General features: G+C 61.6%; 21 protein-coding genes. 5 read left to right on the top strand and 16 right to left on the bottom strand.

Translation table 11 applies throughout. The annotated features are described in order from the left end of the window. Position 1: 1 nt before the first annotated feature. The gene (gene rocF / locus P2W41_RS05075; protein ID WP_404934471.1) at positions 2-922 is read right to left on the bottom strand and encodes an arginase; all 921 of its coding nucleotides are present in this window, start codon (positions 920-922) and stop codon (positions 2-4) included. A gap of 129 nt (positions 923-1,051) precedes the next feature. Here rocF and P2W41_RS05070 point away from each other — a divergent pair, with 129 nt between their 5' ends. Together P2W41_RS05070 and P2W41_RS05065 are read left to right on the top strand one after the other, a co-directional pair. Beyond that, complete coding sequence (locus tag P2W41_RS05070) at positions 1,052-1,489, top strand: Lrp/AsnC family transcriptional regulator (protein WP_292897296.1); 438 nt, start codon at positions 1,052-1,054, stop codon at positions 1,487-1,489. A gap of 72 nt (positions 1,490-1,561) precedes the next feature. Next, positions 1,562-2,638, top strand: a complete 1,077-nt coding sequence (locus P2W41_RS05065; RefSeq protein ID WP_292897298.1) for a Gfo/Idh/MocA family protein — start codon at positions 1,562-1,564, stop codon at positions 2,636-2,638. A 4-nt stretch (positions 2,639-2,642) separates the two neighbouring features. On the opposite strand, the gene P2W41_RS05060 is transcribed toward P2W41_RS05065, so the two are convergent. The 7 genes from P2W41_RS05060 to P2W41_RS05030 all read right to left on the bottom strand — a co-directional run bounded on the left by P2W41_RS05060 (position 2,643) and on the right by P2W41_RS05030 (position 11,086). Continuing rightward, positions 2,643-3,806 (bottom strand): Gfo/Idh/MocA family protein, encoded by a 1,164-nt coding sequence (locus P2W41_RS05060; protein WP_404934470.1) that lies wholly within the window; start codon positions 3,804-3,806, stop codon positions 2,643-2,645. 25 nt (positions 3,807-3,831) lie between these two features. After that, positions 3,832-5,082 carry a glycoside hydrolase family 5 protein gene (locus tag P2W41_RS05055; protein WP_404934469.1) on the bottom strand — a complete coding sequence of 417 codons (1,251 nt, stop codon included), beginning with the start codon at positions 5,080-5,082 and terminating at the stop codon, positions 3,832-3,834. Between the two features lie 229 nt (positions 5,083-5,311). Then, the gene (gene ftsZ, locus P2W41_RS05050) at positions 5,312-6,325 is read right to left on the bottom strand and encodes a cell division protein FtsZ (protein WP_292897303.1); all 1,014 of its coding nucleotides are present in this window, start codon (positions 6,323-6,325) and stop codon (positions 5,312-5,314) included. A gap of 175 nt (positions 6,326-6,500) precedes the next feature. Then, on the bottom strand, positions 6,501-7,724 hold the full coding sequence (locus P2W41_RS05045; RefSeq protein WP_292897304.1) for a glycosyl transferase: 1,224 nt from the start codon (positions 7,722-7,724) through the stop codon (positions 6,501-6,503). Positions 7,725-7,738: 14 nt separating this feature from the next. Then, positions 7,739-8,533 (bottom strand): HAD-IIB family hydrolase, encoded by a 795-nt coding sequence (locus P2W41_RS05040; protein ID WP_404934468.1) that lies wholly within the window; start codon positions 8,531-8,533, stop codon positions 7,739-7,741. Continuing rightward, complete coding sequence (locus tag P2W41_RS05035; RefSeq protein ID WP_404934467.1) at positions 8,530-10,311, bottom strand: sugar phosphorylase; 1,782 nt, start codon at positions 10,309-10,311, stop codon at positions 8,530-8,532. The genes P2W41_RS05040 and P2W41_RS05035 overlap by 4 nt, the downstream gene beginning before the upstream one ends. Positions 10,312-10,375: 64 nt before the next feature. Beyond that, on the bottom strand, positions 10,376-11,086 hold the full coding sequence (locus P2W41_RS05030) for a phosphoribosyltransferase (protein ID WP_404934466.1): 711 nt from the start codon (positions 11,084-11,086) through the stop codon (positions 10,376-10,378). Positions 11,087-11,232: 146 nt separating this feature from the next. Between P2W41_RS05030 and P2W41_RS05025 the strand changes: the two genes are divergently transcribed. Continuing rightward, positions 11,233-12,402: a M20 aminoacylase family protein gene (locus P2W41_RS05025; RefSeq protein ID WP_404934465.1), complete on the top strand. Its 1,170-nt coding sequence runs from the start codon at positions 11,233-11,235 to the stop codon at positions 12,400-12,402. Positions 12,403-12,417: 15 nt separating this feature from the next. Here the strand turns inward: P2W41_RS05025 and P2W41_RS05020 are convergent, their stop codons facing one another. From P2W41_RS05020 to P2W41_RS04985, 8 genes are all read right to left on the bottom strand, one after another. Continuing rightward, on the bottom strand, positions 12,418-14,196 hold the full coding sequence (locus tag P2W41_RS05020) for an adenine deaminase (RefSeq protein WP_404934464.1): 1,779 nt from the start codon (positions 14,194-14,196) through the stop codon (positions 12,418-12,420). Further along, positions 14,193-15,089 (bottom strand): nucleoside hydrolase, encoded by an 897-nt coding sequence (locus P2W41_RS05015; protein ID WP_404934920.1) that lies wholly within the window; start codon positions 15,087-15,089, stop codon positions 14,193-14,195. Before P2W41_RS05015 ends, P2W41_RS05020 begins: the two co-directional genes overlap by 4 nt. Positions 15,090-15,126: 37 nt before the next feature. Beyond that, positions 15,127-16,152 (bottom strand): ABC transporter ATP-binding protein, encoded by a 1,026-nt coding sequence (locus tag P2W41_RS05010; protein WP_404934463.1) that lies wholly within the window; start codon positions 16,150-16,152, stop codon positions 15,127-15,129. Beyond that, positions 16,145-16,924, bottom strand: a complete 780-nt coding sequence (locus tag P2W41_RS05005; RefSeq protein WP_025030355.1) for an ABC transporter permease — start codon at positions 16,922-16,924, stop codon at positions 16,145-16,147. Before P2W41_RS05005 ends, P2W41_RS05010 begins: the two co-directional genes overlap by 8 nt. Then, the gene (locus P2W41_RS05000) at positions 16,921-17,748 is read right to left on the bottom strand and encodes an ABC transporter permease (protein WP_404934462.1); all 828 of its coding nucleotides are present in this window, start codon (positions 17,746-17,748) and stop codon (positions 16,921-16,923) included. Before P2W41_RS05000 ends, P2W41_RS05005 begins: the two co-directional genes overlap by 4 nt. Positions 17,749-17,821: 73 nt before the next feature. Further along, the gene (locus tag P2W41_RS04995; protein WP_404934461.1) at positions 17,822-18,844 is read right to left on the bottom strand and encodes a polyamine ABC transporter substrate-binding protein; all 1,023 of its coding nucleotides are present in this window, start codon (positions 18,842-18,844) and stop codon (positions 17,822-17,824) included. Positions 18,845-18,846: 2 nt separating this feature from the next. Continuing rightward, positions 18,847-19,953, bottom strand: coding sequence for a LacI family DNA-binding transcriptional regulator (locus tag P2W41_RS04990; RefSeq protein WP_292897319.1), 1,107 nt, complete (start codon positions 19,951-19,953; stop codon positions 18,847-18,849). Positions 19,954-20,049: 96 nt separating this feature from the next. Further along, positions 20,050-22,593, bottom strand: a complete 2,544-nt coding sequence (locus P2W41_RS04985; protein WP_404934460.1) for a heavy metal translocating P-type ATPase — start codon at positions 22,591-22,593, stop codon at positions 20,050-20,052. A 258-nt stretch (positions 22,594-22,851) separates the two neighbouring features. Here P2W41_RS04985 and msrB point away from each other — a divergent pair, with 258 nt between their 5' ends. Both msrB and msrA read left to right on the top strand, forming a co-directional pair. Continuing rightward, positions 22,852-23,298 (top strand): peptide-methionine (R)-S-oxide reductase MsrB, encoded by a 447-nt coding sequence (gene msrB, locus P2W41_RS04980; protein ID WP_292897321.1) that lies wholly within the window; start codon positions 22,852-22,854, stop codon positions 23,296-23,298. Further along, positions 23,295-23,801 carry a peptide-methionine (S)-S-oxide reductase MsrA gene (msrA, locus tag P2W41_RS04975; protein WP_404934459.1) on the top strand — a complete coding sequence of 169 codons (507 nt, stop codon included), beginning with the start codon at positions 23,295-23,297 and terminating at the stop codon, positions 23,799-23,801. Before msrB ends, msrA begins: the two co-directional genes overlap by 4 nt. The last annotated feature ends 12 nt before the right edge of the window (positions 23,802-23,813 follow it).

The raw sequence follows: 23,813 nt of genomic DNA, 5'->3' as shown, positions 1-23,813 counted from the left end.
GTCAATGGCTCCTTGTTGGCCGATCCATGATGCGCCGGCCAAGCAGACTGGCTGTGAGATCGACGAGCAGGGTGGCCGTGCGACCGCGCTCATCGAGAAAAGGATTGAGTTCGACTAGGTCTAGGCTGGTGACGAGGCCGCTGTCATGCAGCATCTCCATCGCCAGGTGCGCCTCGCGAAACGTGGCGCCGCCAGGCACCGTGGTGCCGACCGCCGGGGCAATGGCCGGATCGAGAAAATCGACGTCGAGGCTGACATGAAGGCACCCGCCTTCGACCGCCACGCGCTCAAGGAATGCGCGCAGGAGCGGCGCAAGGCCATGTTCGTCGATCGCGCGCATGTCATGGACGGTCACGCCGGCCTGATGCAGGGCAGCACGCTCGGCAGGATCCACGCTGCGCAGCCCCAAAGCGCAGATGCGTTTCGGGTCGATTGCCGTGTGAAGCGGCGGGAAGACCCCCTCAAAACCCGGCTGACCGCTGGCATAGGCGAGCGGGACACCGTGCAGATTGCCACTTGTGGTGGTTTCAAGCGTGTGAAAATCCGGATGTGCATCGAGCCACAGAACGAAAAGCGGCCTGTCGGTCTCGCCCGCGCGTCGAGCGATACCGGCCAGTGTCCCCGCCGCCATGCTGTGATCACCGCCAAGAAAAATCGGCATGCCGTCCTCGCATGCCTCATAGGCCGCCTCGCTGATTGCAGCCGTCCATGCGACGATCTCCGGCAGAGCCTTGAGAACGGCATTGCGATGCGGGCCCACGTGCTGCCGCGCCGGGACCACCGTTCCCAGATCGGTGACCTGATGGCCAAGCTCGCGAAGGGCGGCAGCTATCCCTGCCGTGCGCAATGCGCTCGGTCCCATCTCGCAGCCCATGCGCCCGGCGCCATCCTGCACCGGAATACCCAGAATCTTGCAATGCATACCGCCACCGCCTTGTCGGAGATTTGCACTATAGGAACCCGGATCGCCGGCAGAACGAACAAGCCAAATTGCCAAAAAATGCATTATGACTTATCATTTTGATAAATATGGATTTCGTTTTGAGAAATCATGGATGAGCTGGACAAACGTTTAATCACCCTGCTGCGTCATGATGCGCGACGCAGCATTTCCGATCTGGCCATGGACCTGGGCGTTTCACGCGCCACGGTCCGTGCGCGTATGGAACGGCTGGAAAAAGCGGGGCACATTGTCGGCTACACGGTCATTCTGAGGGCCGACACAGTGGAAGCGCCAGTGCGCGGTATCACCATGGTGGAGATAGAGGGGCGATCCGCCGACAGGGTAATCCATGCGCTGGAAGGATTTCCGGAGGTCTCGGCCATTCACACCACCAATGGCCGCTGGGACATCGTTGTGGAACTGGGCGCGTCCACCCTCACCGATCTCGACGCAGTGTTGCGGCGCATCCGTCTCATACCCGGCATCATGAACAGTGAAACAAGCCTGCTGCTCGCAACACCGCACAGCACGCGGGCCCGGCTGTGAGCAGGGCTTATGGCTGCGTTAACCTGAAGCTTCTAACCTGAAATCCCTGCCCCACCCGTAAACCGCGAGCCAATGACAAAGCCAGACAAAACCTCGGAGCCCGTTCGCTGGGGCATTGTCGGCACGGGAACCATGGCCGAGCAATTCGCCGAGGATCTCAGTGTTTCCGATGGTGCCGTGTTTTCGGCGGTTTCTTCACGAAATGCAGCCAGGGCAAAGGCTTTTGGGGCCCGCCATGGAAGTCACGCTTCGGCTCACGCCTCATATGCGGACCTTCTGGCAAACCGAGAGCTGGATGCCATTTATGTGGCGACACCGAATGACACGCATTTCGCAGTGGCTTGCGCGGCAATCGAGAGTGGCAAGGGGGTTCTGGTGGAGAAACCGCTTGTTGCGACAAGCCTGGAAGCCGCCCGTCTGGCTGCGCTTGCGGCGGAGCGAGGCGTTTTCTTGATGGAAGCCATGTGGACACGCTTTCTGCCTGCGATCTCGAAAGCGAAAACGCTGATCGAAGACGGCGCCATCGGCGAAATTCAGCGCCTCAGGGGCCAGCTCGCCTTTGATCATCCCTATGATCCAGAGAGCCGCTTTTACTCGAAGGAGCGGGGCGGCGGAGCGATGCACGACCTGGGGGTCTACTGCGTGTCGCTTGCCCGTTTCTTCATGGGAGAACCCATCGAATTCAGCGGAGAATGGCGGGCAGCCCCAACCGGTGTGGATCGCGCGGCATCCCTGACCCTGCGTTTCAAGAATGACGTCGTGGCCCATCTCTCCTGCGCCTTCGATCATGAGGGCGACAACAGTTTCATCATCGAGGGAAGCAGGGGAACGCTGGTACTGCCCGCCCCCTTCATCGCTGCGCGGGACGTTTTGCAATGCTCCAGCGGATTTGCGGCGCGCCTTGCCACGATCCCGGGTCGTTCTGCCCCGGCACGTGCGATCCGCAAGCTCATCTCGAGACTGCCTGTGCCTGGCATCCGCAAACACGGCTTTCCCTATGATGGTCATGGTCTTCAATTCGAGATTGAAGCGGCTTCCGGTGCCATCCGCTCCGGCAGGACGCACCACCCTACCATGCACCCGCTGGACAGCACCCGCACGCTGGAGATCATCGAAACCGTTCTGAAGGAAGAAAACCGGCGGCCCTGATCGCTCAGGCCCCGCTCCAGCGCGGGCTGAATTCGAAACCGGTCTTCGGCTTATAGTCATTTTCCCCGGCATTGAGCGCCAGAACCAGCTCCGTGAGGTGCAATGCCACTTTTCCTGAGAAAAACGGGGTTCGTCCCTCTTTCAGGGCGGCAGCCTGTTCGGCGATGCCGCCCATGAAGTCTATCTGCGAAGGGTATGATGGCAGCGTCCGTTTTCTGCCGGCCTGCTCGCTGGTAACACGCCTTCCCGGAAGCACCCGCACCGGGAGGGTGCGCCCGAACCTGTGTTCGATGAAATTGAGAGCGCGTTCAAGAAGCGATCTTTCATTTCCCGGCGCCGACAGGTGGATGGGAGAATTGTCATCCCAAAGGTCGCGCAGGATCAGGCTGCCACTGTCTCCAAGCACGGTGAGCGAGCGATCCCGGGGTGCAGCGAGGCCGCAGGTCAGCCGTGCCCTCACTCCATTCCGGAAAGTGATAAGCCCAACGGAGAAATCCGGCGCAAGCGCCTCCCTGTCGTCGACTCCCTTGTCGGGAAAGCAAAGCGCGGAAGAGGCCGATAGATGCACGACCGGGCCGAAGAGATCGACCAGCCAGCTCAAGGCATAGCCTGCATGCTCCAGCGTGCAGCCGATCTTGAACTCTTCGGCTCCGGGCCAATGCGCGCCGGAGCGGCTGCGCCAGTTTTGCCAGTCGGCCCGGAAAACGGGGCCGTCCTCCATTTCGGCATAGACAAGGCGTGGCCGGCCGATGTGCCCTTTAGACAGCAGGTCCGCAAAGGCATCATGCGCCTTGCTCAATGCGTTGGCAGGCGCGCAGCAAAGGGTGAGGCCACGCTCGGCTGCAAGCTGTGCCACCGCTTCGGCATCATCGAGGCGCATGGCCAGCGGCTTCTCGCAATAGACGTGCTTGCCGGCTTCAAGACACGCCTTGTTGACCTCGTAATGGCTCTCCGGATTGGTCAGATTGACAACGATCCTCACATCCGTGTCGTCAAGAAGGGCCTGCATGTCGGCATAGGCGCGCACTTTGTGAAAAGAGCAGAACTGGGCCAGTCTTGCTGAATCACGATCCCATACACCCGCCAGCTGGAGATCCGGATGGTTCTCCAGCGTTGTCATGTAGTAGTCGGCAACGAAGCCCGTACCGACAAATGCGATTTTCGTCATTGGAAGCCTCACTCAGATTCTGAGCTCATTTCTCCAGTGAGCGGATCATGCGCAGCACATCGTCCTCCGCGGGTTTCCCACCAAATTCCTCGACAATGCCGAACGCTCCTCCATAGCCCCATATGGACCAGGCAAAGCCGCGCTCCTCGGCCTTTTCGATCATGTCGCGGATATAGGCTGCCCGCCATTCTCCCGGGATAACATCAGGGTTCTGGTATTCCTGACGGATCATGCCGAACTCACCAAGGAGGATGTTCTGCGGATCGACTCCATGGCGCGCCGCCCAGTCCGCCACAGTTTTGAACGGAGCATCCATCTGCGCTTCGAGTTCCGCCTCCGTATCCACACCGTCAATCTGCTCATCGAGATAATCGAGCATACCGGAGCGGCGCATGAAAGGCGCGTCGGCGCGAATACGCCCGCGTGCCTTCCCAACTGCAACTGCCAGCTCGGATTTGTGCTCATGGGGAGGATAGGGAATGCCGGTGACATAGCGAATGAAGTCGCCCGCCCAAAGCGCTCCCTGCGTGGTCAGGATGAAGGGATCGTAGGAGTGAAACGCCCAAAGAATATTGTCGTCGGGAATGGTGTTGGGGTTGAGTGCCGAAAGTCCTTGGGCCGAACCCCAGCAAGCACCCGACAGAACAAGTGTGGTGCGCGGCGCGGAAGAACGCGCTGCTGCGAAAAGCCGACCAAGCTGCTCGTCCCAGGCAGCGCCCTCAGCACCCTCGCAGCCAGTCACAGGCTCGTTCATCAACTCGAATGCGACGCGCTCGGGATCCTCGCCGGAGAGCGTGCGGCCCATGTCACGTACCAGACCCAGATAGCGTTCAAACAGCGCATCATCGCGCAGGAGTTCCTCCACACCTGCAAACCTGTCTGCACCGCGCGGAATGGGATGAAGGTCGACGATCACCTTCAGCCCCGCGGCATTGATGGTTCTCACACCTTCCAGAACCGACACCAAAAGGCGTTCGCGCAGATGCTCGGCCTTCGGGGAGAGAAACGGAATAGGGTCGACCGGCATGCGCAGGAAATCGAAACCGGTACCCTTGAGCCGGGTCAGCTCGCTCAAGTTCAGTTTTCGCCGCCATTCTGGATATGGCAGAAGCACACCATCCCGCGACCACTCCGCCTCGTTCGGCCAGGTATCCCACAGGTCGAGATTGAGCCCGCGCTCAGCCGAAAAGGTCGCAGCCTCGAGCGGTCCGGAAGCCAGCGCCAAAAGACCGACCGCGACCAGCCCACGCGTCAACCCTGCCATCCTGCTCGCCATTCAGCGGCCCCCGTTTCCTGATCCGCACAGCACACACCACACCTTCCGGATACCAGCCGCGGATTAACGAAACATGGTCACAGACGCCTGCGACGGGTGTTTCAGGACACCATCACAAAAACGGGAAATTCTGGCTTTGAAATTCTGAAACTCGCTCTGGAATGACAGAAAACCGGTCAAATTCCGGAATTCGGGCGGCACAGAGCCGCCCGGGAAATCATGGCGCCATCTAGGCGCGCAGCGCCTGGGGATGCCCGCCCTGATCTGCTTGAAGGTCTGCCTCGCTCGCCAGTCCGGCCGCGACGACGGAAACCCGGAAGACACCTTCCAGCTTGTCATCGAAAATCGCGCCGACGATGATTTCGGCATCATCGCCCACTTCCTCGCGGATGCGGGTGGCAGCTTCGTCCACCTCGAAAAGGGTCATGTCGCGTCCGCCTGAGATGGACACCAGCACACCGCGCGCGCCCTTCATGTTGGCTTCGTCCAGAAGCGGGTTGGCGATGGCCGCTTCGGCAGCCTTCATCGCGCGTGCATCGCCCGTCGCCTCGCCCGTGCCCATCATGGCGCGGCCCATGTCGCGCATGACCGAGCGCACATCGGCGAAGTCCAGATTGATCAGGCCTTCCTTGACGATCAGATCGGTGATGCAGCGAACGCCCGAGTAAAGAACCTTGTCGGCCAGTTCAAATGCCTCTGCAAACGTGGTCTTGGCGTCGGCGATGCGGAAAAGATTCTGGTTGGGAATAACGATAACCGTATCGGCCGCCTGTCGGAGAAGCTCAATGCCGCGCTCGGCAATGGCCATACGTCGATTGCCCTCGAAGGTGAACGGCTTGGTGACGACCGCAACCGTCAGGATCCCTGCATTGCGCGCAGCAGCGGCAATGATGGGAGCAGCACCCGTGCCGGTGCCCCCGCCCATGCCGGCGGTGACGAAGCACATATGCGTGCCCGACAGGTGATCCATGATCTCGTCGATTGTCTCTTCAGCGGCGGCCTGGCCGATCTCCGGTAGCGACCCGGCACCGAGCCCCTCGGTCGAGTTCGCGCCAAGCTGAATAAGGCGCTCCGCTTTCGACATGGTGAGTGCCTGCGCATCGGTATTGGCGGCGATGAAGTCCACACCCTGCAGGCTTTGCGCAATCATGTTGTTGACGGCGTTGCCGCCACCGCCACCGACACCGACGATGGTGATCTTGGGGCGCATTTCAGAGATTTCGGGCTTCTTTTCGTCCGTCATAGGGCCTTGGTCCTTCCTGGGGGCAGGCGGCGAAGAACGAATCGCTCCGCCCGCGCGTCCGCCTCAGGGAATCAGAGTGCGCACACTTGTTCAAGTGCGCGCTACACCTCGAATATCGCCACAATACGGCTCAACTACAAATCTGATGACGCTTTGTAATAACCGGCTGGCGAAGTCATGACGGGTCGCCGGCATTGTCGGCAGTCACGCTTTCACGCAGGAGCCTCAGAACATCCGGATCAGCCGACTGCACACGACTCCAGTTGGCGATGAAAGGTGTTTCCATCGGGTGCTCCAGAAAGGTGTGCCCCGCCTCGACGATGTTCGCCGCAAACAGCTCCACAGCCTTCTCTTCCTTATGGCGGTCCACATGAAGGCCATTCATGATCGCGTCGTTGTAATAGCGCTCGATCAGATCCAGAGCGAGCCGATAATATGTGGCCTTGAGCGTGCGGAAATGCTCCTGGCTGAAAACCATTCCGTCGGTTGCGAGCTTGCGGAAGATCGCCTTCGATATGTCGATCGACATGCGCGAAAGCCCGCGCGCGGCGTCTTCCGCCGACAGCGGCTGGTGCTTGTGGTCGTAGCGGTCGCAGATATCCACCTGGCAGACGGAGTGGCGACCGAGATTGCGCCAGACTTCTGAAAGAACGCCGATTTCCAGCCCCCAGTCGGAGGGAATGCGGATGTCCGGGAGGATGGACGTGCGCATGGCAAATTCGCCCGCCAGCGGATAACGGAAGGCCTGCAGATATTCGACATAGTCGCTGTGGCCGAACGTGCGCTGCAACGCCTGTAGAAGCGGCGCAATCAGGAGCCGACTGACCCTGCCGTTCAGTTTCCCGTCTGCGATACGCGGATAGTATCCCTTGCAGAACTGATAGGGGAAGGAAGGATTGGCCAGCGGATAGACAAGCCGCATGAGCATTTCGCGCGAATAGGTGGTGATGTCGCAATCGTGCAGGGCCACCACATCGCTGTCCTGGCAGGCAATTGTGTAGCCCATGCAATACCAGACATTGCGCCCCTTGCCGGGTTCTTCCGGAGCGAGGCCGAGGGTGGCAAGCCGATCCTGGACGGCCTTGAGCCGTGGACCGTCGTTCCACAGGATCGAGTGCTTTTGCGGCAGACGGGAGAAATAATCCCGGGCGAAACGAAATTGCTCTTCGTCTGCCCGGTCCAGACCTATGACGATGTGATTGATGTAATCGACCTGGCAAAGCTCATCGACGATCTTGCCAAGTGCAGGGGCTTCAAGCTCCGAAAAGAGCGACGGCAGAATGAGTGTGATCTTGCGCCGGCCAGAGAAAAGGTTGAGTTGCCGCTCCATCTCTTCGGGCGCGATGGTGCCCAGATTGTGCAATGTTGCGACGCTGCCGCTCTGCTGGAAATCCGACATGATGTTCCTCCCCGCTATTCGATCTCTTCCAGCACCGCGAGCATTTCTTCGTTCCAGCCTGCTGGCCCCGCAAGACGCGCCCTTCTCAGAACCTGACTTCCCCCACGGGCAATCTTGCCGATCCCCGCATGGGCAGGGTTGGGAATTTCAACCGCGATGTCGACGCTTTCCAGCATGTCCCTGTCGTTCGGCGCATCGCCAAGTGCCACACTGACGACTGGCACGCGCTTGTCTTCAAGACGTTTCAGAAGTTCCCTGACCCTTTGCCCCTTTGTGCCACCAAACGAGAGCGTGACGAAGCGTCCGCCCTTCTGGATGTGAATGCCCTTCTCGTTGAGTGCCTGGCAGAACGCAGCAAACTCCCCTTCCGTTCCGCTCCAGACGCCCGGTTCGGAATATTCACGCTGTTTGGCCAGTTGCGCCCCCTCCAGGCTCAGGCCCGTGCGCGCGGCCACCTCCTGCTCATCCCAATCCGAAAAGCCGGAATAGCATCGCCGCAGCTCTGAAGGCAGAGCGTCGAGATGTCCGACGAGTTCTTCGTAGCGGCCACCGCTCTCATGTTGACTGCCCCGTTCGGAAGCAAGAATGCCAGCCCCATTTTCCACGATGGCGGGACAATGGGCAAAGTCCAGCGCGCGGCGCAGAGGCGCGATTTCAGCAGCCGTTTTGCTGGAAGCAAGAACGAGCACGCCGAAGCGCGCGCGCAACGCCTTTATCGCCGGCAGGGCGGGTGTGAAATCATAGGTCTCGTGATCCAGCAGCGTACCATCCAGATCGCTGAAGACGACGAGGCGCGGCCGAATGATCATGAAGCCGTTTGCCGGTTGGAGATCCAGCGCGTCTGGTAGGGAGCAAAGGCAATCTCGCCTGAAAGCTGTGCCACGGGCTCACCAGTCAGAAGGTCATGCCACGCATCCCCCTCAATGAGATTGAGTGACATGGAGGGGATGGATCGTTTCTGACTGGTCAGGTTTGATACTGCGAAAATGCTCTGCGACCTGTCGAGACTCTGGCGCCAGAAACCAAAGAAAGCTTCACCAAGCTGAAGCGTAAATTGCGTGGCATTAGGATGGAAGGCCGGCTGAGCGGAACGCACACGCACCATCTCCTTCAACCACGAAAGGACGCGGGCGGAAAGAGTGTTCGGGTCATCAAGCTTCTCGCGCAGCATACCATAATCCAGGCGCTTGCGATTGATCGCCCGATTGTAACCCAGCTTTTCGACGCCGTCATAATCGTTGCGCGTTGCAAGCAGGGAGTGGATGTAAAATGCGGGAATGCCCTCCAGCCCCATGACGATGGCCTGGCTGCAAAGAAAGCGCTCGACCTGCAGATCGTCAGTCCCTTCATGGGTACCGGCAAAGGCGTCGAAGAGAGCCACATTCAGCTCATAGGGCCTATCGCCATCCGGACGGGCATAATGGGAAACACGGCCACCAAATCCCTGAACCGTGTCGATGACCTGCAGGATCTCTTCTTCAGGAATGAGACCTTCTGCGGGCCGCAGGCCGATGCCATCGTGAGAGGCGGAAAAATTGAAATAGGCGCAGCCGAGTTGCGCCGGCGGCATCGCCATCTGCCAGGCGTTGAGATATTTCGATGTGCCGCCCAACAACGCATGGAGAAGAAGCGGCGGCAACGCGAAATTGTAGATCATGTGCGCTTCGTTGCGATTGCCGAAATAGCTGAGGTTCTCGACATTCGGAACATTGGTCTCGGTGATGAGAACAATCGGCTCTTCGCGGTAATCGCACAAGAGCCGGATAAGCCGGATGATCTCATGCGTCTGGCGCAGATGGATACAGCTAGTCCCGATCTCCTTCCAGAGGAAGGCCACCGCATCGAGGCGAATGGTGCGCACGCCACGCTCTATATGTTCGCGGATGATATCGAGAAATTCGAACAGGACACGCGGGTTTGAGAAATCGAAATCAACCTGATCGTGGCTGAAAGTGCACCAGACATGCTTGATGCCGCTTTCCGTCTCGAAGGCGCGCAAGAGCGGGTGGGTGCGGGGTCGCACCACCGCACTCAGATCATCTTCAGGGTTTGCCACCTTGAAGAACCGATCCCAGGGTTCGTGGCCCTGCAGGAAATCCGAGAACATGCGGCTCTGGCTGGAGCAATGGTTCATCACCAGATCGGACATGAGACGGAAGTGGCCGGCGATGCGCGAAATATCGGCCCAGTCGCCTAACTGGCTGTTCACCTCGCGATAGTCGGTAACGGCGAACCCGTCATCCGAGGTGAACGGAAAGAAGGGCAGGATGTGAATGCCTGTGAAGACGCCCGCCAGATAGCGCTCGGAAAAATCGTACAGCAGATCGAGCGGCTTGTGTTCGCCATCCACCAGCGTGTTGCCATAGGTGATGACGTAGTTGTCCTTTTCGCTCCAAAGCGAATTTGCCGGGACCCGGCCACGCCTGCGCGGCTTTCCCTTCTCTCCGAAGAACACGGCCAGCGCCTGTTCTGCAAGCGTGGCGGGGCCCTGGTCAGGATAAATGGAACCGAGGAGCTGGCTGAGACCATTGTGCAGCCTGGTGGGCGTCGTCGCTGGCGCCCTGCGCTCTGCTCCCGTTACCGTCATGTGCCGAACCGGTCATGCTGCATTGCAACATGATGGCGTGGGACGGCGACAATGGCAAGGGTCATCAGATTTCCGGCAGCCACCCGCCTTCAGGCGTCGGCGCAAGGGCCGGCGTTTCGAACACACCGACAACGCGGTCGCAGATGCCCTCGCTCTCGGCCGAAAGCGCTTCGCGCCAGCGGCTCGTCTGCAACATGGCCGCACCGACCGCGACGGGCTCGATGTCGCAAAGCTTGAGGAGCTTCAGACCGGCCAGAATGGAACTGCCGGTGCTGATGACATCATCCACCAGAAGCACGCGACGCCCCTCAATGAGCGGCAGCATGCGCGGGTCCACATAAAGGCGCTTCTGCTGATCGGGGCTGGTGACGGAGCGCAGCGGAACCGAACGCTCTTCCTCATACCAGAACTTGCGTGAGGTGCTGAGCGGCACATAGCGGCTGTGACCGAGCGCGCGGGCGACCTGAGAGGCAAGCGTCAGGCCGAGGGTGGGCAGGCCGACGACAACATCCGGCCTGTAGGCAGACGCCTTTTCAGCGAGCGCCTTTGCCAGCGCATCGGAGACGGCAAAACTCGCCTGGTTGACGATGAGCGAAGCCAGCGCCCGCTCGCCGCCCGAAAGAACGCGGATCGGCAGGCCGAGCTGACGCCCATCGGGCAGTTCTGCGGGGAAGAACCCCTTGTGGCCGCCGCGCGGGGCGCGCTCGAAGGTTCCTGCCGGTTCGAGCACCTGCCAGAATGCCTGGGGATCGATCTGGAAATCGGAATGCGTCATTGTCTGCCGAAAGGCCCCGCGTTAAGAATGAGCTGTTTTCACCTTGGATTTCTGTTTCCGGACAGAGCAACGATCTCCACGCCGGCCGCCTTGCTGCGGAAGGCATCTTTTATCCGGGCAGACGCATGAATGGAAAGGGCGTATTGATGGCTGTTAACGAGGATGTTCGTGCGGAGCTCGATTTTCTCGTCGCATTGCGACGCGACCTGCACGCACATCCCGAACTGGGCTTCGAGGAAGAGCGCACCAGCCAGATCGTCGCCGAACATCTGACAGAGACCGGCATGAAGGTGCATCGCGGCCTTGGCGGCACCGGCGTGGTGGGCACGCTGACGGTGGGCAACGGCCCGCGCACCATCGGCCTGCGCGCCGACATGGACGCGCTTGCCATGCCCGAAACCGCCGACCGCCCCTACAAATCCACCGTGCCCGGCAAGATGCATGCCTGCGGCCATGACGGACACACGACGCTGCTTCTGGGCGCGGCGCGCGAGCTGGCGCGCACGCGCAATTTCTCCGGCACGGTGCACTTCATCTTCCAGCCGGCGGAAGAAGGCCGTGGCGGCGCAAAGCGCATGGTGGAAGACGGTCTTTTCGAGCTGTTTCCCTGCGATGCGGTCTATGGCCTGCACAACATGCCCGGCCTCGACACCGACGAGATGGCCGTTGTGGCCGGACCGCAGCTTGCCTCTTCCGATAGCTGGCAGGTGCGTTTTCGCGGCGTCGGCACCCATGGCGCAAAACCGCATCTGGGCAAGGACCCTGTGACGGCCGGCGGGCATTTTCTTGCAAGCCTGCAGACGATTGTCGGGCGTGTGGTGGACCCGCTCCAGCCCGCCGTGGTGAGCGCCTGCTCGGTGCAGGCGGGCGACCCCAATGCGCTCAACGTGATCCCCGATTTCATTGACATTGCAGGAACCGCACGCGCCTACACGCCGCACGTGCGCGACCAGCTGGAAGAAGAGATCGGCCGGCTGGCGAACGGCGTTGCTGCAATGTTCGGCATCGAGGCTGAGTACCGCTTCATCCGCCGCATTCCGCCCGTGGTGAACGATGCGGATGCGACGGCGCGCGCGCTGGCGGCGGCGAAAGCCGTGTGCGGCGACAAGGTGCGCACCGACTTTCCGCCTTCGACGGCGGGCGACGATTTTGCGTTTTTCTCGCAGGGTGTGCCGGGAGCCTATGTGTGGCTCGGCAATGGCCCGGCGGTGGACGGCGCGCTGCACCACAACACGGCTTATGACTTCAATGACGGGGCGATCAGCACCGGCGTAAAATTCTGGACGACGCTGGTGGAACAGGAACTGGCCGCCTGACGACTTAGGCAATGCCTATTCCAGCACCTCAAGCACCGGCGTTTCCAGGACGGCGGGGCGGGCATTGTCGGCAATGCCGAGATCGGTCTGGTGCGGGCCGGCATTGCAGGCGAGCGTCGCGCCGAAACAGGCCTTGAACACCAGATAGGGTGGCTCCCAGTCGACAATCTCGTCCATGGCGGAGCGCAGGGCCGCAAAGCCCGCCGCCACATCGGCCAGCGGTTCATCGGAAACGAGGCCCGACAGAGGCAACGCCAGAGAGGCGACGATGCGACCACCCTGCGCAACGGCCATGCCGCCGCCAGCCTCGATCACCCAATTGGCCGCTGCCGCCACATCTTCTTCATTGCCGCCGAAGACCGTGACGTTGTGGCTGTCGTGGGAAACCGTCGTGCAGAATGCGCCGCGCCACGAGCCCCAGCCGGTGAGATAGCCCACACGCGGAATGGCCGGTGCGCGGCCATGACGGTGGATGACACTGATCAGCGTCGCGCCCTCAGGCGGTACGACGAAGCCATCGTACACCACAGCTTCCGCCTCGCCCCACTCGGTGAAGCGGGGGCGGTGAATGGTGGCGACGCGCACACGCTCTCCATCTGCCCGGACGCGAAAATCATCGGGCGTGAAGGTGGGGCACTTGATCGAGCCTTTGAGCGGCGCGGTGGAATGCGCCTTCACCGGGGCGGTCAAAGCGCCATCGCGCGCGACCACAACGCCATTGGCGATGACGGCGGCGGCGCGGAAATTCTCCAGATCGTCAAACAGCGCGATGTCGGCGCAGCGACCGGCGGCGACAAGGCCGAGATCCGGGCGCGCGAGCCGGTGCGCGGCATTGAGCGTTGCGGCCTGAATGGCCCAGGGAGCCTGCATGCCGTAGCGCACCAGACGGCGCACCACATCGTCAAGCCCGCCTTCGTTCAGAAGCGAGTCGGGAAACACGTCGTCGGTGCACAGCGTGACCGTGGAGGGCAGATGCCCGAGCGCGTTCAGCGCTTCGACGAATTCCGGCAGGAGATGATCGTGTGAGCCGCGCATCTCGATGGCGAGACCGGCGCGCAGCTTGGCCATCAGATCATCGCCGGAGACGAGTTCGTGATCGGAGCTGACGCCGGCGGCCATGAAGGCGTTGAGGTCTGCGCCCGCGAGGCTGCGGGCATGGCCGAAGACAGGCTTGCCGCTTTCGAGGCCGGCCTGCACCACATCGCGCATGGGCGCGGTGCGGTCGATGACGCCGCGCATGTTCATGACCTCGGCAACGCCGCCAATGCCGGGACGCGCCAGCATGTCGGCCAGCTCGGCCCCGCCAAAATCCGCACCGGACATTTCGAGACCCGGGGCTGCCGGAACGCAGGACGGCGCGAGCACGATCATGCGCAGCGGCAGACCGGCTGCCGCCTCCAGCGCCCAGGTGACGCCGTCGAGCCCGTGCACATTGGCGAATTCATGCGGATCCCACTGAACGGTGGTGACACCGCGCGGCAGGACTGCCTGCGCATAGGCAGCCGGCGTGATCATGGAGCTTTCCACATGCATGTGCATGTCGATCAGACCGGGCGTGATGGAGAGCCCTTTCGCGTCGAGGATTTCGGCGGCGTCATCGCGCGCGCCCTGTTCGTGGACGCTGGCGATGAGCGCGCCGACAATGCCGATGTCGGCGGGTCGCAGCTCGCCGGTCACCGCATCGAGCAGCGTGCCGCCGCGAATAAGAAGATCAAACGGCGCATCGCCGCGTGCTGAAGCAACGGCGCGGTCGCGCAGGGCGGGATCGTTGAGGTCGTGGGGTTCAGCGGTCATGCGCGGGCGGCCTCCACGAGGGCGTCGAGCGCCAGCGCACGAACGCGGGCGGCATCGGCGCGCATGCCCCACAGGGCATTGGGCCTTGCGCGCGGACGCTGGTCGACAATGGTGCGGCCGCGTGTGTGTGCGCCGGAAAGCTCCATCGTCACCTCCGCCTCTTCGAAGGTGAAGGCGTCTGGCGCGACGAAAGCGGCGGCGGCGGTGGGGTCGTAGAGCGCCATGGCCGCGCGTCCGCTGTTGAGCGCGATGTCCACATATGCGCCAAAAAGATCGGCCAGGATTTCGGCCTTCGGCGTGCCGACAGCGCGGACCGTGTCGACATCCTCCGGACCGACCAGCACCTGGCGGCAGAGGTCGAGATCGGCGACACGCAGTGAAATCCCGCTTGCCAGAACGATGGCGACAGCCTCCGGATCGGCGAAGGCGTTGAACTCGGCGGACGCCGTGTGGTTGCCACGGGTTGCGCCGCCGCCCATCCAGGTCACACTGTCGATCTTTGAAATGAGATCCGGCCGCGCGAGCGACAGGATTGCGATGTTGGTGAGCGGCCCGAGCGCCAGGATTTCGCCCGGCGCTTCGAGCCCTTCAAGCCATGCAGTCAGGGCCGCAAGCGCATCGGTGCGCGGCAGCGCCTCGGCTTGAGGAAGGCTGCGCCCACGGGTGGGAATGCCGGTGGGCCCAAGCACATGGGCGGGTGTTTCCACCCCGCCCAGGACCGCGCGTTCCGCGCCGGTGTGGATCGGGAACCGCCAGCCAAGCAGCGATGCGGCTCCGGCGGCATTGGCGCGCACCGCGTCCATCGGCGCATTGCCGAAAACGAGCGATACGCCGGCCACCGGCTTCGAAGCGGCTGTGACCATCATCACCGCCAGAATGTCGTCGAAGCCCATATCCGTGTCGATCCAGACCAAGGCGGATACTCCCTTTCTACATGCGTTCGAGAACGGCAGCGCGCTCCGGCGGCAGGTCGAAGGCGATCTTGCTACCCGGTTTGAAAGCGGGCGCTGCAGCGTCCATCTCGGCCTTGATGGGGCCAAGCGGGCTCTTCAGGAGATACTCGCGCGAACCGCCGGCAAAGGCAGCGCCAAGCACCTCACCCTCAAAGCGCCCCTCCCCGAGGGTTACCATGTTCGGTCGCCATGCGAGCCCCGGCGCATTCACTGAGAGACCGCCGCCCAACGCCATTGCGCCGTTTTCGGTCACGATGTTTCCATCCTTCACGGCAAAGATGTTCTCGAAACCGACGAAATCGGCAACGAAACGCGACCGGGGACGATTATAAACGTCCTCGGGCGAACCGACCTGCTCGATTGCGCCTTCCTTCATGACGACGATGCGGTCGGCCAGCGCCAGCGCCTCGTTCTGGTCATGTGTGACGAAGACCATGGTGACGCCGCTCTCGCGCTGAACGCGCTGCAGCTCGGTGCGCATTTCCAGACGCAGGCGCGCATCGAGGTTGGACAGCGGCTCGTCGAGCAGCAGCACCTTGGGCTCCATGACCAGCGAGCGGGCAAGCGCGACGCGCTGCTGCTGACCGCCTGAGAGTTCCGCCGGCTTTCGGCTGTGGAACTTGGAAAGCCCGACCATGGCGAGGCCGGCCTCGACCCGCTGGTTGATCTCGGCGGAAGGGAGCTTCTTCAGGCGCAGGCCGAAGGCGACATTCTCGAACACGGTCAGGTGCGGGAACAGCGCATAGGACTGGAACACCAGACCGACATGGCGCTTGTTGGCCGGCACATGGGTGATGTCGGCGCCATCCAGCGTGATCTTGCCGGACGCCGGACGCAGAAGGCCGGTGATGGCGCGCATGGTGGTGGTCTTGCCGCAGCCGGAGGGGCCGAGCAGCGCAATCAGCTCACCCTTGCGGATGGACAGGTTGAGGCGTTCGACCGCAACGGTCTTGCCATAAGCGAGCGTCAGATCGCTCAGATCGAGATAAGTTTCATCAGACATAGCGGGAGAACCCCAGGAAACGTTCCGCGAGGAAAACGATGGAAATGGAGAGGAAGGCGAGCAGCGCGGCAAGAGCGGCCACCGACGGATCGTAGGTGATTTCCATGTACCAGATCATGTCGATGGGCAGCGTGCGCACGCCCGGTCCTGAAAGGAAGAGCGACACCGGCACCTGATTGAAGCTGGTGACGAAGCCCAGAATGAAGGCCGCCAGAATGCCGCTCTGAATGTTGGGCAGCACGATCCGGAAGAAGGTGGCGACCCGCGAAGAGCCCAGGATGACCGCGGCTTCCTCGATGTCGCTGCGCAGATTGTCGAGCGAGGCCGAAACCACGCGCACCGCATAGGGCAGGATCAGCGCCGTGTGGGCGATGAAAAGCGCCACGCCGACGCTGACGTCGAGCGGGATCACCAGATAGCGCAGGAGCGCCAGGCCGACGATGATGCCCGGAACGATGATCGGCGCGGAGACAATGGTGCGGATGGTCTCGCCGAACGGCAGACGATAACGCGAGGCGGCATAGGCCACCGGCACGCCGAGCACGAGGGCGGCGAGCGTGCCGAAGATGGCGAGGAACATGGAAAGCGCAAAGCTTGCCCTGAAACTCTCCACCTCGAAAACTTTCATCACCCATTTGAGCGACAGGCCCTGCGGCGGGAAGGCGAGCGTTTCGCCGCCCGAAAGGGCCGCCGCGACGATGATGACGAACGGCCCCAGCAGGAAGATGAGGACGAGCGTCAGCGTGACGTAGGACAGAAGGCGGGAGGTCATCGCTTGTTCCTCGCGGTGGCCAGTCGTTTCAGAAGCAGGTTGGCGGAAAAGCTCATGACCATGAGGATCATGGCGATGATGCTTGCCGAGGCGAAATCGTTGGCGACGGTGACGCGCTGATAGAGCAGCGTTTCCAGCATCAAGACCTTGGAGCCGCCGAGAATGGCGGGGGTGATGTAGGCCGTGAGCGAGCCGGTGAAGACCAGCGTGCCGCCGATGACGAGCCCTTCCCTGGTCAGCGGAAGGATGACCTTGACGAAGACCTGCAGCCAGTTCGCGCCCAGAACGCGCGCGGCGGGCACGGCATCCCTGGGCATGTTTTCCAGCGCACTGATAAGCGACAAGATCATGAGTGGCAGGAAGAGTTGCAGAAGACCGATGAAAACGGCCGTCTCGGTGAACAGGAACCGGATGGGCGTGTCGGAAAGACCGAGCCAGACAATGGTCTCGTTGACGAAGCCGGTGCGGCCCAGAATGACGATCCAGGCATAGGTGCGGGCGACGGGCGAAATCATCAGCGGCATGACGACGAGACCGATCATGCGGCCGCGGGCGGTGGGCGGCAGCGTGACGATGGAATAGGCCGTGGCATAGCCGATGACCGCCGACACGGCGGTCACGATCGCTCCCAGCTTCAGCGTACGCCAGAAGACGGTGCGGTTGAGCTCGCTTTCAAAAAAGCTGGCGTAAGATGCCAGCGTCCAGCTTCCCTCGGCGCGAAAGCCCTCGGAAAGCAGGATGCCCACGGGAACGAGAAAAACGATCGCCGCGAAGACCGCCGCAGGCAACGCCAGCGCCAGTCCTTCCATCCGATTCTGAAACATGTGTTGGAACCTTGTGTTGGGTTCGGGGGCAGACCCACTGCCCGCCCCCGGACCATCGCATCAGCGTATCGGCTTACTGGCCGATCTGGGCATTCCACTCCGAGAGCCAGCCCTCGCGGTTGTCGAGGATGACGGCCGGGTCCAGAAGCTGGAGGCTCTCAACGGTCTCGGCGCCATAGGTGAGGTTTTCGGCGATCTCGTCGGAAACCTTCACTTCTGCATTGGCGGGGCTGTCCACCAGCGCCTCGGCAAGCTTGGTCTGGATATCGGTGGAGAGCCAGAAATCCATGAACTCATAGGCGAGATCTTCGTTCTTCGCGCCCTTGGTCAGGATCATGACGTTCATGCCCCCAGTCTGGCCTTCCTTCGGGGTGGCCCAGGCCATGTCGAAGCCCATCTTGGAGTATGCGCCCCAGGCGAAACGGCCAATGGGTGCGGCGAGGATTTCTTCCTGCTGCATGAGCTGTGCGACCTGCGAGGACCGCTCGTAGAAAGTGACGATGTCGTCCTTATTCTTCGCGACTTCGCCGATGGCGGCCTTCAGGTCTGCAGCATCGTCGCCGATGGCCTTGCCGACCATATAGAGCGCGGGCGGGCCCTGATTGGTGCTCACATTCGGAAATGCAACGCGGCCCTTGAGCTTGTCCTGGAACAGATCGGCCCAGCTTTCAATGGTCACCTCGTCGGCGCGGTAGGCGATCGACGTGGCATAGAAGGTGTAGCCGACACCCATGTTGTCGCCGACCGGGTCCTTGGCGATGTCGTAGAGCTTGTCATAGTTCGAAAGGCGGTTGACATCGATAGACTGAGTGATGCCCTTGCGCGCAGCTGAAAGCGCATCATGGGTGGACATGACGGCCATGTCGATTTCGGGGTCGTCCTTGCGGGCTTCCAGCTTGGCGAGGCGCTCAACGGAATTGCCTGTTTCGACCACCAGCTCGCAGCCACACTGGGCTTCGAACGGATCGTAGACAATCTCCTTGAAGGCATCCTGGGCAAAGCCATAGACGGAGATGACGAGCTTTTTGTCGGCGGCCTGCGCCGCGCCGCTGAGTGCAGCCAGCGCGACGCCTGAGGCCAGAATTTTCTTGAACATATCTAATCGCTTCCTTCTCTGGTGGTGCTTCTTCTGGGTTCGGTAGAGGATGATGCAGGCCCGGCGAGGACCGGCGTCATCGCGCCAGCAGCGGGGAGCCCCAGCACCGGCCCGCTCGACTGGCGAATGATGAGTTCCATCGGGATAGAGCGCTGATCCGGCGAGACCGGCGGACGGGGTGACGTGGCGCGCCCATCCTCCTGCTCGATCTGAGAGATCAGGTCGGCAATGGCGATCTCCGCGATGCGCTCCATATCCATGCGCATGGTTGTGAGACTCGGCGCGATGACACCGGCCCATATGAGATCGTCGAACCCGGTAACGCTAACATCGCCCGGAATTGAGATGCCGCCCTGCTGCAGTTCGGTGATGGCGCGCAGGGCGTGAAGATCGGACACGGCAGCGAATGCCGTCACGCCTTCTTCTGCCAGTCGCACAAGACCGAGCGGACAGCCGGACCCGTGGCTGCGCTCCATTTCGCCGATCCAGATCAGACGGGTTTCGCCCCTGCCGGCAAAGGCCTCGCGAATGCCGCCAATGCGGTCGTTCTGGACGTTGGAATCCGAATGAAGGCCTATGATCGCGACGGATCGATGGCCAAGTTCCAGCAGATGCCGGCCAATCTCCAGCCCGCCATTCCAGTGATCGGCGGCAACGGTGTTGCCAGGTGTGGAGGCAGAATCAATGACGGCGACGGGACGACCGATATCGCCGATGCGCGTACCATGGCGCGGAACGACCACTATGCCATCCGCGCCGCGCTCGATCAGCCGGTTGATGGCGCGGGTCTGCGCCTCGACATCACCCCGGCTGTCACCGATGAGAACACCGTAACCCGCCTCGGACGCCGCATGCTCGATCGCCTGTGCAAACTGGGGAAAGAGCGGATGAGCGATGTCAGCCAGAACAAGGCCAAGCACATGGCTGCGGCCGGTACTGAGCGCCCGGCCTGCGAGGCTGGGCACATAGCCCAGCTCCTTTGCCTTTTCGCGGATCGTCCGGCCGAGTTCCTGCGACACGCGGCCCTTTCCGGACATCGCGTTTGAAACGGTCGCAACCGATACGCCAAGCGCCTTGGCAATATCGGACAGATTGGCGCGAGAAGCCATCAAAGCCCGGTTCAGAAGCAGATTAAACGTTTAATCAATATGCCTTGCTCGAACCAATCTGTCGACTCTGTTTTTTGGTTTCCCCAGAAAGTGCGATCAGGCAGAAGCCTCTGCCGCCCTCGTATTGGCTGCCTTCACAGCCCCCTGCCCGGTGATCCGGGCAGGAAGAGGAGCCTGAAAGCGCTTGAGTCTCAGCGCATTGCCCAGCACGAAGACGCTGGAAAGAGCCATGGCGCCGGCGGCAAGCATGGGCGACAGGAGGGTGCCTGTGGCGGGATAAAGAACACCCGCCGCAACGGGAATGAGACTGACATTGTAGGCGAAGGCCCAGAACAGGTTCTGTCTGATGTTCTTCATGGTTGCCTGTGAAAGCCCGATGGCGTTGGCAACGCCAGTCACATCGCCCGCCATGAGAACCACGTCGGCGCTCTCAATGGCGACATCCGTGCCGGTGCCGATGGCAATGCCGACATCGGCTTCTGCAAGAGCGGGAGCATCGTTGATGCCGTCACCCACGAAAGAGACCGGGCCTGCCTGCTTGCGCAGACGCTTGAGCGCCTCGACCTTGCCCTCTGGCAGCACTTCCGCCTCGACCCGGTCGATGCCCAGCTTTGCGGCAATAGCCTGCGCCGTATGCCGGTTGTCGCCGGTGATCATGGCCACTTCCAGCCCCAGCGCGTGAAGAGCGGCAATGGCGCGCGGTGTCGATTCCTTAATTGGGTCGGCGACCGCGATGACAGCCGCGAGCCGACCATCCACCGCCGCGTAAAGCGGTGTCTTGGCATCGGAGGCGAGCGTTTCTGCCGCTGTGGAAGCCTTGCCGATCTCGATGCCCTGCTTATGCATGTAGCGATCGGCGCCGACATGAAGCCTGTGACCACCTACAGTGGCAGCGATGCCAAAGCCCGGAACCGCATCAAACTCGACGACCGTCCTGAGGGCCAGATTGGCTGTTTGCGCAGCCTCCACAACGGCGTCTGCTACCGGATGTTCAGACATGGCTTCCGCAGAAGCAACAAGCGAGAGAACCTCCGCACGATCGAAACCGTCCTGCACGATGAAATCGGTGAGTGCGGGGCGACCGCGCGTGAGTGTGCCGGTTTTGTCGAACGCCACGACGCGCGTGTTGCGCATTTTCTGCAATGCCTCGCCATTGCGGAACAGGACACCGAGCTGTGCGGCACGACCGGTGCCAACCATGATGGAGGTGGGCGTTGCAAGCCCCATGGCGCAGGGGCAGGCGATAATGAGCACCGCCACCGCATTGACCAACGCGAATGCCAAAGCGGGATCAGGACCGAACAGGAGCCAGATGACAAAGGTGAGTGCCGCCGCGAGCATGACGGCCGGAACGAACCATGCCGTGACCCGATCGACCACCGCCTGGATTGGCAGTTTGGCTCCCTGCGCGTTTTCGACCATTCGGATAATCTGTGCCAAAACGGTGTCGGAGCCGACCTTGGTGGCGCGATAAACAAAGCTGCCGGTCTTGTTGATCGTGCCACCGATGACCTCGTCGCCCTCGGCCTTGGAGACCGGAACCGGTTCGCCGGAAATCATAGCTTCATCAACATAGGAAGAACCGCTTTCGACCAGACCATCGACCGGCACCTTGTCGCCGGGGCGCACCTGAAGGCGGTCGCCCACAACCACCTCTTCAAGCGGCACCTCGACAAAATTACCGTCCCTTTGAACCCGGGCGTTTTTGGCGCGAAGCCCCATCAGCCGCTTGATGGCCTCCCCGGTGCGGCCCTTGGCGCGCGCCTCCAGAAGTCGCCCAAGCAGGATCAGCGTGACGATGACGGCGGATGCCTCGAAATAGACGTTGACCGTGCCGGACGGGAGAACGCCGGGCGCAAAGGTGGCCACGACCGAATAGGCCCAGGCGGCGGTGGAACCGAGCATGACGAGTGAGTTCATGTCGGGCGCAAGGCGCATCAGCGCCGGAAAACCCTTGCGATAAAAACGCAGACCCGGGCCAAACTGAACGATGGTCGCCAGCACGAAGTAGACCATATAGAGTGTGCTGCGGTCGGCGATGCCCATCAGCCAGGCATGCATGCCCGGCACGAAATGACTGCCCATTTCAAGAATGAAGATCGGCAGGGTGAAGATTGCCGCCAGCGTGAAATCGCGCTTTAGCGAACGCAGCTCCGCGGTCTTTGCCTTCTCATGCGCATCGCTAGCGGTAGCGCCATCGGAGCGCAGAACCGGCGTGTAGCCGGATTTGCGGATCGCCTCCTCCACTTCGCTGCGCGCTTCGTCGTTCACGAGATCGATGGACGCGCTTTCGGTGGCAAGGTTCACTGCGACTTTTGAAACCCCGGGAACGGCGGCAATGGCCTGCTCTACACGCCGCACGCAGGATGCGCAGGTCATGCCCTCGATGCCGATATCGAGATGGCTGGCCGGGACGCCATAGCCAGCTCCCTCCACCGCTTTGACAATGCTGGAAAAATCCACGCCGGGCTGGAGTGAGACCTCTGCGGTCTCCGTCGCCAGATTGACCGAGGCCTTCGTCACGCCATCGACTTCTGCCATAGCGTTTTCGGCGCGCCTGACGCAGGAAGCGCAGCTCAGCCCCTCAATACGGAACCGTTTGACAGTGACCGGAGAGGAGCCGGCAGGAAGGGTATTCATCGCTTTCACCCTGAATGACTATTGTTCAGGATTGGGCTTCTAAACCTTCCAGTCAATGGAAGGTCAAGCGGGAAAATTCACAATCCCTTTCGACGTTTCCCGGCAGCCTTCAACCACATTGTCGTTTGCCCCTGAGGATCACACGAATATGATTGGGATTGCACAGGCGCGATACCTACATCAGGCTCTGCGGGCATGGGGCTCTCCACCAATGCCCGATCTCGATGGAGACGAACAATCAGGAAGCCGGAGCTGCGAATGAGTTACAAGAAGACTGAAGAAGCCTTGGCCCGCCTCACCCCCGAGCAGTACTACGTGACGCAGCAAAGCGGAACGGAACGTCCGGGCACGGGCGAATATCTTCACAACAAGGAACCTGGAATCTATGTCGATATCGTTTCCGGCGAACCGCTTTTCGCAAGCAGCGACAAGTATGAATCCGGCTGCGGCTGGCCAAGCTTCACAAAGCCGATCGTACCGGCCAATGTCCAGGAACGACGCGATGTGTCCCATGGGATGATCCGCACGGAAGTGCGTTCGGCACATGGTGACAGCCACCTCGGCCATGTCTTTGAAGATGGGCCAGTGGACCGCGGCGGCCTGCGCTATTGCATCAACTCGGCCGCTCTTCGCTTCATCCATCGCGACGCGATGGAAGCGGAAGGTTATGGTGCCTATCTCGACCAGGTGGAGGACGTGACATGACTGAACGTGCCGTACTTGCCGGAGGCTGCTTCTGGGGCATGCAGGATCTCATCCGCAAACTGCCCGGCGTGATCAGCACGCGCGTGGGCTACACCGGAGGCGATGTGCCGAATGCGACCTACCGCAACCATGGTACCCATGCAGAAGGCATCGAGATCATCTTCGACCCGGAAAAGACGAGCTACCGGCGCCTGCTGGAGTTTTTCTTCCAGATCCACGACCCGACGACGGTGAACCGGCAGGGCAACGATGTCGGCATGTCGTATCGTTCGGCAATCTACTATGTGACGGATGAACAAAAACGCATCGCCGAGGACACGATTGCCGACGTCAACGCCTCAGGTCTCTGGCCGGGCAAGGTCGTGACCGAAGTGGAACCCGCAGGCGATTTCTGGGAAGCCGAACCGGAGCACCAGGATTACCTGGAGCGGTACCCGAACGGGTATACATGTCATTTCCCCCGCCCGGGCTGGGTACTGCCCAGACGCGACGCAGCCGAGTGAGCATCATCTCTT

The sequence above is a fragment of the Nitratireductor sp. L15S-10 genome (assembly GCF_045011005.1).
In the GTDB taxonomy this organism is placed as follows: Bacteria; Pseudomonadota; Alphaproteobacteria; order Rhizobiales; family Rhizobiaceae; genus Nitratireductor.
The sequence above is the reverse complement of the archived record's forward strand: the minus strand, read 5'-3'. Positions and strand labels throughout refer to the sequence as shown.